Annotated in this window: 10 protein-coding genes and 2 pseudogenes; 10 read left to right on the top strand and 2 right to left on the bottom strand. The window is 60.7% G+C overall.

Annotated elements, in window-relative coordinates:
• The first annotated feature begins 342 nt into the window (after positions 1 to 342).
• From CGK93_RS24085 to CGK93_RS10575, 3 genes are all read left to right on the top strand, one after another.
• On the top strand, positions 343 to 1,368 hold the full coding sequence (locus tag CGK93_RS24085) for a helix-turn-helix transcriptional regulator (protein ID WP_232481609.1): 1,026 nt from the start codon (positions 343 to 345) through the stop codon (positions 1,366 to 1,368).
• Between the two features lie 222 nt (positions 1,369 to 1,590).
• Complete coding sequence (locus CGK93_RS10580) at positions 1,591 to 1,992, top strand: YybH family protein (protein ID WP_089594784.1); 402 nt, start codon at positions 1,591 to 1,593, stop codon at positions 1,990 to 1,992.
• Positions 1,989 to 3,425: an amidase gene (locus CGK93_RS10575; protein ID WP_157731729.1), complete on the top strand. Its 1,437-nt coding sequence runs from the start codon at positions 1,989 to 1,991 to the stop codon at positions 3,423 to 3,425. The genes CGK93_RS10580 and CGK93_RS10575 overlap by 4 nt, the downstream gene beginning before the upstream one ends.
• Positions 3,426 to 3,585: 160 nt before the next feature.
• Here CGK93_RS10575 and CGK93_RS10570 read toward each other — a convergent pair whose 3' ends face one another.
• Complete coding sequence (locus CGK93_RS10570; protein WP_089597371.1) at positions 3,586 to 4,113, bottom strand: MarR family winged helix-turn-helix transcriptional regulator; 528 nt, start codon at positions 4,111 to 4,113, stop codon at positions 3,586 to 3,588.
• A 174-nt stretch (positions 4,114 to 4,287) separates the two neighbouring features.
• Here CGK93_RS10570 and CGK93_RS10565 point away from each other — a divergent pair, with 174 nt between their 5' ends.
• From CGK93_RS10565 to CGK93_RS10535, 6 genes and pseudogenes are all read left to right on the top strand, one after another.
• A complete protein-coding gene (locus CGK93_RS10565; RefSeq protein ID WP_089594782.1) occupies positions 4,288 to 4,662 on the top strand; it encodes a DoxX family protein in 375 nt (124 codons plus the stop codon).
• Positions 4,663 to 5,517: 855 nt separating this feature from the next.
• Entirely contained in the window at positions 5,518 to 5,709 is a 192-nt protein-coding gene (locus CGK93_RS10555) for a three-helix bundle dimerization domain-containing protein (RefSeq protein ID WP_089597369.1), read from the top strand.
• Positions 5,710 to 5,857: 148 nt separating this feature from the next.
• Positions 5,858 to 6,082: pseudogene (locus CGK93_RS10550) on the top strand (transketolase C-terminal domain-containing protein); the annotation flags it as partial.
• Positions 6,083 to 6,192: 110 nt separating this feature from the next.
• Positions 6,193 to 6,851, top strand: a pseudogene (locus tag CGK93_RS10545) (GntR family transcriptional regulator).
• A gap of 414 nt (positions 6,852 to 7,265) precedes the next feature.
• Positions 7,266 to 8,981, top strand: a complete 1,716-nt coding sequence (locus tag CGK93_RS10540) for an amidohydrolase (RefSeq protein ID WP_089594780.1) — start codon at positions 7,266 to 7,268, stop codon at positions 8,979 to 8,981.
• Positions 8,982 to 9,273: 292 nt separating this feature from the next.
• Positions 9,274 to 9,465, top strand: a complete 192-nt coding sequence (locus tag CGK93_RS10535; RefSeq protein WP_089594779.1) for a ketopantoate reductase C-terminal domain-containing protein — start codon at positions 9,274 to 9,276, stop codon at positions 9,463 to 9,465.
• Positions 9,466 to 9,536: 71 nt separating this feature from the next.
• Here CGK93_RS10535 and CGK93_RS10530 read toward each other — a convergent pair whose 3' ends face one another.
• A complete protein-coding gene (locus CGK93_RS10530; protein ID WP_089594778.1) occupies positions 9,537 to 10,235 on the bottom strand; it encodes a maleylpyruvate isomerase family mycothiol-dependent enzyme in 699 nt (232 codons plus the stop codon).
• Positions 10,236 to 10,654: 419 nt separating this feature from the next.
• Between CGK93_RS10530 and CGK93_RS10525 the strand changes: the two genes are divergently transcribed.
• Complete coding sequence (locus tag CGK93_RS10525; RefSeq protein ID WP_089594777.1) at positions 10,655 to 12,049, top strand: MFS transporter; 1,395 nt, start codon at positions 10,655 to 10,657, stop codon at positions 12,047 to 12,049.
• The last annotated feature ends 68 nt before the right edge of the window (positions 12,050 to 12,117 follow it).

The raw sequence follows: 12,117 nt of genomic DNA, 5'->3' as shown, positions 1-12,117 counted from the left end.
GGGCAAACACGTCAGGGTCTACCGCGGCGGTGGACCGATCCGGGAAGGCGTGGTTGAAGCTGTAAGCTCCGATTCCCAGATCATTTGGCTGCAGCATTCCGGGACAAACTTAAGGGTGCTTTTTGAACGAGCTGAAGGATATGAAGTTCAGGTAAGAACCTGACATTCCGGGTTACCCGCGGCCGCGACGTAGCTCTGTTAGGAAAGGGGGTAAACAGGAGCATCCTGGTTACCCCCTGACCCGGGTAAAACGTGAATCAATTTCGCCCATCCGAAGGATAAGTTCAGTGCCTCTGGGCAAAGTTAGGCTAGTCAGCAGCCCTTGGAGAATAGACTTGGTTGGTGGAACCAATCAGCAGTTCAGCTGAGAGACTTGAGGCCGCAATCGAAGTCCGAAGCGCAGCTCGGGAGTCGCAGCGGCAAGGCAGTGATTTCGACATCGTCATGGCCGGACTGCAGCGTGTTTTCCCATACGACGAGGCGCTGTTGTCACGGTGGGATCCGCGTGCGAAAGAGCACATCCACGTCGCAGGTGCCATGTCTCCTTTGCAGGGCGACTTCATTCGCTACCAACTGCATAGCGATCCGCTTTTCAGCTTCGTGAGGCAGACTGGGCGGACGCAATGGTTAAGCAGCCTCACGGGCGAACAGCGCAGTTCCTCGTCCACGGTGCGCAGTATTGTGGAGCCTCTTGGATACGAAGAGGGCTTAACTCAATGCTTGTATTCTTCCGAAGGCCGGTACGTCGGCGTTCTGAATCTGGGGGTGCGTCGACTCGTTCCCGGACTGACGGACGCAAAGAGAGTGCTTGCCCTACTCTTCGACTCGCTCGCCGCCGCTGTGGAAGCCGGTCCTGGAGCCGAAGCAGATTCATCCCGGGAATGGGTGACCTTCGTTCCTGACCGGGCCGACCGCCAGCGCCTTCACGACCCTAGTTACGTACATGGCCGTGACTTTCCCATAGTTGAACTGGTTGGAAAGGCCGTGCGAACACGCCGGCTGCCCGCCACTCTCATGGTGCCGTTCCAAGGCAAATGCGTAGAAGTTCGCCTACAACGTCTCGAGGAGGGAACGCGAGCACATTGTCAGGTCGTCGAATTTGATGGACCGCTTTCTTGGCGCGAGATGGAGGTTCTTGCCGAGGTCGCCAGAGGTCGGACGAATGACGAGATCTCCGCGATACTCAGAATCGCGCCGAGGACCGTGGCTACACATCTCGAACACATACTCGCCAAGCTTGACGCACCCAATCGAGCTGCCGCTGCGGCATACGGAGCCGCAATAGGATTCGATCTGGCACCCACCTATGACTATGCGTCGCGCGCTGGCCGGATCGGTGGCGGACGCACTCAAAAGCGTGAACTGTGACAGTACAAGTCCTAGTCCATGCGACCTGCTTCGGGGAAACAGGACACGGTAGAAGCTTGTGGTGGCCGTTCCGGCCGCACTGATCCTGCGCCTGCGGCCGCGCCGCAGGCACTGATCAGTCAAGTGTGACGTGTGCACGATCACAGTTATCGGCAGAACTACCGATGTGCTGCTCAGCGACCGGCCCTAAGCTTCTCGGCAACACCAACGAAAGGAGTTGCCATGTCGGCAACCGATGCCCGTCATCTTCAGGAACTATTCCTCAAGCACTTTTCTTCGGGCGATCTCGACGCGTTAATTGAACTTTACGAGCCCGACGCCGTTTTCGTCGGTCCGGACGGCAGCGAAGCAGCCGGTAAGGATGCCGTGCGGGAAGCTCTGCAATCACTCCTGTCATTGCCGGAGCTGTCCTTTACCTACAAACCCTACTTCGCGGCTCAAAGTGGCGAGCTCGTCTTAATGCACGCAACGTGGTCGATCACCGGCCTCGATCCGGAAGGTGGCCCTGTCGCACTGTCTGGAGTAACTGTCGAGGTGGCACGTCACAGCGAGGACAGCGGATGGCGATACGTCGTGGACTGCCCGTTCGGGACAGCGGCCGTTCCCGCCCAGGTAGCGGCATGAACAACGAACTGTGGCGCTGGTCCGCCACCAAAATTGTGGACGCCATCCGTGCGAAGGAAATCTCCAGCGCGGAAGTAGTTGCCGCATCTCTTGAGAGGCTGGAGCAGGTCGAGCCGGTTTCCAATGCCTTCGGCGAAGTCGCCGAAGACGCTGTGGCTCGGGCCAAGGAGGCTGACGCTGCGCTGGCCCGAGGTGAGAGCGTCGGCGCCCTTCACGGAGTTCCCGTTGCCTTCAAAATGAACACCGACGTCGCGGGCAAGCCAACTGCGGACGGCGTCGAAGAATACCTCGGGATGCGGGCGGGTGAGACCGCGCCAGTCGTCCAAAACTTGCTTGCGGCAGGTGCCGTGGAGTTGGGTCGCACCAACGTTCCGTCCTTCTCGCTCCGATGGTTTACAGAAAGCGAACACTGGGGCCGGACACTGAATCCGTGGGACCCGAAGGTCACCCCAGGAGGCTCAAGCGGTGGCGCGGCCGTCGCCGTGGCTACCGGTGTCGTCCCGATCGCGCACGGTAACGACCTCGGCGGCTCCCTACGATATCCCGGCGCAGTGTGCGGGGTGGTGGGGCTTCGCCCCACCATTGGACGAGTTCCTATTTGGCATGCTCCTCCCGGCACGGGGATGCCCCTGGCCTTCACGGAATTCGTCGCCGAAGGTGCCATCACTCGTAATGTCGCCGACGCTCGACTGGCCTTGCGGGTTATGGAGAGGCCGGACTCTCGTGACCCCAACCATGTGGCTTCCCCGGGAGTGCCCTCTGCTCGAAATCCGCGACGTGTTGCGCTCGTTACAAATCCCGGCCAGCACCCCTTTGCCTGTTCCGGCGCGCGCGAAACTGAAGCCGCGGTGCAGCTGGCGGGCACCTGGCTTGCGGAAGCAGGATACGAGGTCGACGAGGTTGAGTTGCCACTGCTCGGAGAGGCGGCAACGTTGTGGTGGAGGCTGCTCTTTGCAGATCTCAAAGAATTAGGTTTCGTGCAGGAGATTCACCGCGTGCGTGAAGCAATGAGCAGCCAGGTGATCAGCCACCAATTGGATGTGGTTGAGGAAGCGCTTGGCGAGCTGACTCTACAGAATTTTATGGCCGCTTGGTCGCGTCGGCACCTGTTGCGCCGCCAACTGTCTGAGTTCATGGACGACCACCCGCTTCTGGTTCTTCCGAACTCAGGGGAGCTGCCGTTTGCTTACGGTCGGGACTTGGGGACAGTGGACGAAACCCGCGAAGTCATGACTAACCAGTGGCCGAACACCTCTGTACCGTTTTTTGGACTGCCGGCTATGGGGCTGGGCGTTATTCGAGGCGCCGGAGCCCCCCTTGGAGTGCAACTCGTCGCGCGGGCGTTCGACGAGGAAGCCCTATTCGCAGGCGGTGAAATCATCGAACTGCGATCCGGTATTACCACGCCGGTCGACCCACAAACTCTGGGCTGATTCTCAGAAGCAACCGTGGGCGCGGGATTCGAGGCGTCAGAGTCATCCCCATGACAGCTCAGTGATTTTCCTGGGCGCATAAGTCGTGCTTAGGCGGCAGGGCCGCCTACGGTGAAGGCACCCACAGCTCGGGAACCGAATGCACCACTAGCCGGAGTTGCTAGCGGAAGCATCGGTCTTCCGGGTCGATGGTTTTCATGATGCGGCGGCTGATCTCGTGGAGGCGCTTTTGTTGGGCCTTGGTGAGGGAGTCGAAAACGAGCCGACGAACTTCTTCGACGTGCCCAGGTGCTGTTTCCACGACTTTGTCCCAGCCCTGTTCAGTAAGAGTGGCAAGGGTGGAGCGCCCGTCGGCCGGGTCAGCGGTGCGGCTGATCCAGCCACGCTTCTCCAGCCTGCCGACGACCTGGGACAGGCGGGGCAGGCCTGATTCGGCCAGAGCCGCCAGGTTGCTCATCCGCAAGGTGCACTCCGGCGCCTCGGACAGGGCGGCCATGACGGTGTATTCAAAGTGGCTGAGGCCCGCCTCACGCTGCAGCTGGTTATCCAGGGCAACGGGCAAGCGGAACAGCACACTGGCGAACGCCCGCCACGTCGCTCGCTCTTCCTCACTCAGCCATCGGGGTTCGTTCTTGTGAGATTGTCCCCTGTTGGCGGCTGATGCTTCGTCAGTGACTGTGGTGTCCATGGCCACCAGCATACCAGCAAGCTATGTTCATGCTTGAAGTAAATGGCTTGACCAAATTACTTGCATCTTGAAGTTATTTGTTTTACCGTTTAGTTCAACGTTGAAGTTAGTTGCGGTCCCGGGACCGCAGCAGAGACCGCAGCCGCACCCCACCTAGTCAAAGGAAAACCTGCCATGAACATCACTCTTTGGATCATCGCCTCCGTGCTCGCCCTCGCCTTCCTCGGTGCCGGAGCCATGAAGCTGGCCCAGCCGCAGGGAAAGCTTGCCGCCTCCGGTATGGGCTGGGCCGAAGACTTTACCCCCAGTGCGATCAAGGCCATAGGTCTGGCCGAAGTCCTAGGCGCCCTTGGTTTGATCCTTCCCGCAGTTATGGGGATCGCAACCTTCCTGGTCCCCGTGGCCGCCACCGGCCTGGCCATCGTGATGGTCGGCGCGATTATCACGCACCTCAAGCGGGGCGAAAAACAGATGGCTGTGATCAATGTCGTCCTCGCCGCCCTGGCCCTGATCGTAGCCGTCGGACGCTACAGCACCTGGGCCTTCTAAACCCCACCAGTAGAAATGGGGCACTGCGATAGCCGGCATCGCCGAAAAGGCGGCAACACCGTCCAGCTATTCGGCAGCAATGACACCGACCAGATTGTCACGGGCGAGATCGTTATCCTCGCCGTGCCCTACCTCGCCACCAAAAAGGGTCCTCGTCCAGCGCGCCGACCATGTCGCCGACCGCATCGTTGTGGACATCCCTGCGGGCATTCTTCTACACCGAGGCTTGTCAGAGTGGGACGGTAGCGTAAGCATGTCCCGCTTGGTTTCCCCCAGGCGGGACACTTGCGCACGCTCAGCCTCCTTACCGGGCAGCATGGACGCGGAGCATGACGCACGGCAGCTCAGCGTCTTCGGGCATCTATGGGTAGTGATCTTTCCGTCCACGTGCGTGCTCAACATCGAGATCCTGCAATCTTGTCTGCGCGACGGAATGATCTCGCCCTTCACATGCGCAAATTCGGCATGGTCCTCGAAACGAACGTCGCCTGCCCCTCCGCTACTGGTCATCCCAGCGAATGGTCGCGGTCCTCTCCCCTGAGATTACGGCGTCGTCATACCGCTTGTTGAAGCGTAGAACCTGCCGGCATCCCAATGCGGCTCAGCCCTTCGTCCGCTTCCGTGGAATTGGAACAGCAGCTCCGCCCGGCCCACTTGCGGAGCACGGCAGCCCCGGCCAATGTGGGGCACGACGGCCGTTGGTGGGTTGCTATGTTCAGAGCCGTAGTCACATTGTCGGCGCACGAGTAGTCGGTACTCGTCTTTCAACCAGATGAACCTTGCAACCCAGGCAACATGGGACTGCGTGCAAAATTTCCGTTGACGCGGCAACCTTTCCGCCCTGAAACTAAGCCCATGGATAAACAGGATGAAGCGCACGCAGTAGCGGCAGTCATCGACAGACTGGCGAAGAAGTTTCCGGACACCCCCCGAACCCATGTTGAGGAGATCGTCAGCGAGGAATACACCGCCCTCAACGACGGCCCTATCCGCGACTTCGTGGCCGTGCTCATCGAACGCGCAGCCAAAGTCCGCCTCCGGAGCTAGCAGATACAAGTACCCAGGCACAGATTCAGGTCCCCACACACAAGAATTGGAGCCCCCAGCCCTCGGGCCGAAAGGCTCCCTCCCATTGCCGGTCTTCCACTAAGCCATCATCGTTCGGACGCTCTCCTGGACTTAGTCGCGGTCCGTCCTGAACACCGATCGTCTTGCCGTTACGCTCGAGAACCACAGCGTTGTTGGCGGCCTGTTTGAAACTGTTGCATCCGCCGTCGTAAGTGCCGGCCTCGGCAAACGCGTGGTTCCCGTCGCGCTTCCGGACCAATTCCTCGACGCCGGAGCGCTCCCTACACTCCACGACCGGTACGGGCTGACTGTGGACCGCATCGTCGCGAAAGTGCTCGCTGAGCTGGGCTAGGTAACTCCAATGACGAAAGCACGGTCCCATCCAGGGCCGTGCTTTTGTCGTACCATCGAATCAACCAAAGGACTGTAAACAGTCGACTTACAACACTGAGGACTGTGGCCATGGCCGGACTGACAGCACCCCTGCTGGGACTGGAAAAAACAAGCCTGCGGGAACAAGCGCTCTCGGCACTGCGCACAGCCATCACCAGCGGTGAATTGAAGCCGGGGCGCCACCTGGTAGAAACAGAACTGTCGGAGATGCTCCAGATCAGCCGCGGAACCATCCGCGAAGCCCTACGCCATCTCGAACAGTAAGGTCTGCTCTCCGCAGGTCCCCGTGGCAGGCTCTCAGTCCGACACCTCGATGAAAAGAAATCCGCGACATCTTCGCCGTACGGGCCGCGCTCGAATCCCTGGCCGCCCGAACCCTGTGCGAACTCCCGGACCGCGTCAGCGCCATCGAGGCACTGCACCACAAAATCGACGTCATGGCAGCTGCTCAGGACTCGTCCCTGAAGGAACGGGTCGAATCAGACATGGACTTCCATCGCACGTTATGCCAGCTGACGGGCAATGAAACCCTGCTCCACTCCTGGACCGCACTCGAGGGATCCATCCGGATGTCCATCATGTTCGCTGGACCGAAAAAAGGCGTAAAAAACATGAGCGTAGACCGCCACCGAGAAATCGTTTCCGCTATCGAAACAGGCGACGCAACTCTCGCCCGCCAAACCATCCGCGAACACACGGACACAGCCGCCGGCAACCTCGTCGCATAGGCCCGCATTTCTCTCCCTACGTAGCCGTTCACTAGGAGTCCCCGTTGGGCACTCCTCTGTACGGCTCCTGGACAGGTTGTTAGGGGTTTAGCACCAGCTAGAGGTCTAACAACCGGTCAGCATTTCCCGACGCTACGCTCGAGGATGCCGTCCGTTGCGTCAGCTCAACCAGCTAAGACTGACCAGCATGCGTGGTCGGGCTGTGCGCGGAACAGCAAGACAGATGCGCTCACGTCTTAGTCATCTGCATGCGTGACCGGCCATGCTCAGTGAAGCCTCTCGATGTGCAGTCGACGGACCGAACGGGGCCGGCAACTCGACCTTCGAGGAGTATTGGCGATGCCCGAAGCAGATTGACAGATCCCTCTCGGTTGTTGCCGGACGCAGCTTTCAATTCGAGAAAAAGAGGAAACCATGTCGCGTGCAGATTTTGTTTTCACCAACGGTAAAATATTCACCGTCGATGATGAGTTCACAGTAGTCGCGGCCCTGGCTGTGTGTGGAGAATCGATCGTCGCTGTGGGCACCTGGGAGGACGTGCTCCCGTGCGTGGGCCCGAACACTGAGATCGTTGACCTCGCCGGCAAGTCGGTAATCCCTGGGATCAACGACTCCCACTTGCATGGCATCGCGTTCGGACTTGATACTCCGCCCCTATCCCTGGATCTCTCCTATCCAGCCGTTAAGTCCCTCGCGGATATTCGAGAATGCATCCGCGAGGCTGTGGCCGACGCGCAATCCGGAGACTGGATAGTGGGCACCGGGTGGGACGATGGTTATCTCGAAGAATGCCTTGCCGAACCGGGGCGAATGCCGCATCGTGTAGATATCGACGACATTTCTCCCCATAACCCAGTGTTCCTGCAGGACTACTCAAGGCATACCTCGTGGGTGAACTCGGCTGCACTGAGAATTGCTGGTGTGGACGAGTCGTCGCCGGTGCCCGACGGTGGAGTGGTCGACACCAACCCTGACGGATCCCTCACCGGAGTATTTCGGGAGGGCGCGCAGGCACTCGTGCAACGTGTTCTGCCTCCACTAACGCGGGAACGTCGCGAACAGGCGATCCGTTCTACCGTCGCCAAGCTCCAGGAGCTTGGCATCACTAGCTTCACCGACCCGGCTCTGGGGCCGGGCGGGGAATTAATAGCCGGCGGCGCCGCGGGAGCGGAAGGATTGCAGGTATATGCCGACTTGGCGGCTCAAGAAGAACTTGGGGTCCGCGTTAGCACCCTCCTCCTCCCGGCGGGCATGTCGGGGTCAGCCGCTGAGTTCGAGCAGAACCTTGAGCAAATCCAGGTTCCTGCGGTCCGGGACCTGCGACGCTTCCAGGTGCTCGGGGTTAAGGTCTTCGCCGATGGCATCCCGCCCAGCGGCACCGCTTGGATGCACCAGGAGTACGTCGGCGGAGGATGCGGCTCGTTGTGCGTGAGTGGTGATACCGATGAGCAGCGGGTGGCGGAGGTCACCGGAATGATTCTCGCCGGACATAAGGCGGGCTACCAAGTCGGGGTACACGTAACCGGGGATCGCGCCATTGACACCGTCGTCGATGCCATCATCGCGGCACAGGAGGCTCACCCTCGTCCGAACGCCCGCCATTACCTTATCCATGGTGACTTCGTCAGCGAATCGGCCCTAAGGCGGATGGCCGCCCATGGCATCGGCGTGAACATGAACCCAACCATCAAATGGACGATCGCCGACCTCGAGGTAGGCGTGGTTGGCTCGGAACGCGCCGCCTACGAATGGCCGTATCGTAGTGCGCTCGAGGCGGGAGTGATGTTGATGAGCAGCTCCGACGCCCCTGTCACCACGCCCGATTGGCGGCAGGGATTGTCGACCATGATCCTCCGTGAAGGCAAGGCCAGCGGTGAGGTCAGCGGACCCGAACAGCGCATTGGGCTGGAAGCTGCCTTGCGCACCTATACGAGCAGCCCCGCTTGGCAGGACTTCGCCGAGGAGTGGAAGGGATCCCTTGAGGTCGGCAAGGTCGCGGACTTGTGCGTCCTGGACGCCGATCTTGAACGGATCGACCCGCATGACATGCCCCACATGCCCGTAGTAATGACCATGGTGGGCGGCACGGTTGTCCATAGGACAATCGCCAACGCGGTAACCAGCGCTTAGGACGCTCTCCGTTCAGACGGTGAGGGGAAGAGTAGTGGACACGGCTGTCCGCTGGCACTAGCGGCACTCCCGAGCCCTGCGGACCGCTTCCATTTCCCATGCCGACTGCTGGCCTTGCCCAGACATAGGCAGGAGCTCTATGTCCACGATGGTCGAAAGTGAGCCATTCTCGTCCTCACAATGCTCACTTTCGACCGTCACCAGGACTCTGTTGCAGTGCCGCTGACGCTGCGAGACGTGAAAGACGGCATCACGACATCGCCAGCCCGCACTGTCAGAGAGATCAGCGAACTTGCCTCTCCTGGAGAATGCCTACCTGTACGCCGGTGCGCACAAGACCTCAATGCTCCAGGACCGGAAGGCACGGCGCAGTTCGGAGACTGCCTACATTGGCGGGGCAATTGTTCGTCTCGGCGAGCAATCAGGCGTCTCTGCTCCCGTGCTCAACGCACTGACAACACCCGCGTCCGCGCCGATCCAGTAGCATGATCCCGGCACCGCGGCGGCTGAACTCAACCGGAAACGGGCTGACGATGGGCACTCGGGAGCCTGGGCTCACCAGGACGGCAGTATGGGCAGTGGGCCGTCAGCGTGGACATTGTCGGTAACTCCGCGGGCCAGCCATTCGAGCAGTCCTTCCCTGTCGGACGTGACGCGCAGGGCGCCGTCACCGATCACCCACTCGTCGCGTTCCTCCGTCACGAGGATCATCCCCGGCGCTCCTTGGGCGCGCATGGTGCGAACGGCGGCTTCCAAGGCGTTGAGTACGGAGTCGGGGTCCGCTTCCTCGACGGTCCAAGCGGTGTCGAGATCGTGGTGGTGGACTACGACCTCGGCAATACGCAACGCCACAATGGACGTCGCCGGAATCTGCTTACCGTGCAAATGCACTTCCTCTACGACGATCTCCCCGCCCAGCCGAAGGGCCTGTTCGGCGAAATAGGCGGAGGACTGGCGGACTTTGCCCAGCAGTTCCTGGCGGGGCAGGCTGGCCAGCTCGGCTATCTCGCTGGCGCGGGCCTCCTGCGAGGCATAGAGTTGCTGCTCTTCGCCGGAGGTTGCCCAGTCGATGAGTTTGACCAAGGCCAAGCCGTTCGAGGCGATGTGGGCGATGACATCTGCCCGGGTCCAACCCCTGCACAGGGATGGAGCGGCCATTTCGTCGGCGGACAGGGACTCGACGGTGGCCATGAACATGTCAGTCTCCCGGCCGAGGCGCGACAGGTCCGAGTGCAGGCGTGCGGGATTAGTCATAAATTCACCTTATCCATTGGCCCGTATGCCGACTGGCAATCCGGGCCAATGATTCATATTGAAATCGTACCGATCCATACGGGTCGGGGTGGCTGAAGGCGGCGCGTTGGAAACGGAAGTGCCCCGCGTGGGCTTCGTTGGTTGCCTTAATGATGCCCACCAGCGGCCCAAAGGTTGAGTTCCTCCGGCATGAAAACGCTGTGGACGCATTCTTTCGCTGGCAGCAGCACCTACTCATTCCGAAATTCGGCTAAGCATATCTGATTGATATCTTGAAGGTATGGATCACCCCCCGGCCTAATCCCGGGTATTTGCCGCATATGACGGGCGTCACACCTCTGGAACACTGGAGCAAAAGCCAAGGGACGCAGGTTCACCCCACGGCATTACTTCCATGCTCCGTCAGAGAGGACAGGCATATGGCTACGCTCCAGACCGTCATCGCCGAAGACCCGCGCAAGGAGGCGCGTACCGCAAACTGGGTGGCCTTCGTCATCTGCACCGCACTACTATTCGATGGCTACGACCTTGTTGTGTACGGCACCGTCCTGCCGGGACTGCTCGCCGATCCAAGCCAGATTGGTGCCTTCGATGCCGCTACCGCCGGTCTCTTGGGCTCGTGGGCGCTCGTTGGCGTGCTGGTCGGATCACTGATCTGCGGCGCGGTCGGCGACTTCTTCGGCCGCCGCCGACTCATGCTCCTGGGCATCGCCTGGTTCTCGGTTGGCATGTTCGTCTCGGCACTGACAACAACCGTAGCGTCCTTCGGCGCTCTGCGTTTCATTACGGGCGTGGGCCTCGGTGTCGTCATCGCCACCGCAGGCGCCACCATGGCAGAGTTCGCGCCAGCCGGCCGGCGACAGTTCTACAACGCGATCGTCTACTCTGGTGTCCCAGCTGGCGGCGTGTTCGCCTCCATCATGGGCATTCTGCTCCTCAATAACATTGGATGGCGCGGACTGTTCATGATCGGCGCCCTCCCCCTCGTCCTGCTCGTGCCAATCGCATGGTTCAAGCTTCCGGAGTCCCCTCGCTGGCTGCTGGCCCGCGGCCGTGAGGATGAAGCCTTGGCTGCTGCACAGCGAACCGGTGTTTCGCTCCTTGAAGAACAGGTCATTCAGCAGATAGGCGCAGCCCCGCAGAAGACTGGCTTCGCGGCGGTGTTTTCCAAACAGTTCGCAGTGGCTTCGGTACTTCTGGGCTTGATGTCTTTCTCCGGCCTGTTGCTGACCTACGGCTTGAATACGTGGCTGCCGAAGATCATGGAGGGATACGGCTACGGGCGGACATACGCACTTTTCTTCCCCCTGGCGTTGAACCTCGGCGCTGTGGCGGGAGGTTTGCTGCTCTCGCGCTTCGCTGACAAGGCTGGTCCCCAGCGGGTCATAGCCGGCACCTTCGTGCTGGCCACGATCACTTTGGTGCTGATGACCTTCGGCTTCCCTCTGCCGATGTTGTTCCTGTGCATCGCCATCGCCGGAGTGGGTACCCTCGGCACCCAGGTGCTGGTTTACGGTTTCCAGTCCAACTACTTCACCACCAACGCCCGGGCGGCCGGTGTGGCCTGGTGTGCCAGCGTGGGCCGTCTGGGCGGCATTCTCGGACCAATCATCGGCGGCTGGCTGGCAGCGGCGGGAATCGGAGGCGCCACGGCGTTCTACATTTACGGCGGCGTCGCCTTGCTTGGAGCGGTCGTCACTGTTCTGGTTCCCCGTCAGCAAAAGCTGGAAGAAGCAGAGCACAAGGTCGAAGAGATTGTGGAACATTCCGCCGAAAGGGAGCTCAGCTCCCCCACTCCCCCGGTCCGCCTTTGACCCAGCGCAGCCGGCCGTTGCCACAAATGAGTTGAGATCCACAGAGAGGGTGCCCAGGCCTGGGCACC

This window comes from Arthrobacter sp. YN (assembly GCF_002224285.1).
Taxonomy (GTDB): Bacteria; Actinomycetota; Actinomycetes; order Actinomycetales; family Micrococcaceae; genus Arthrobacter.
This window is presented reverse-complemented; position numbering and strand designations above follow the sequence as displayed.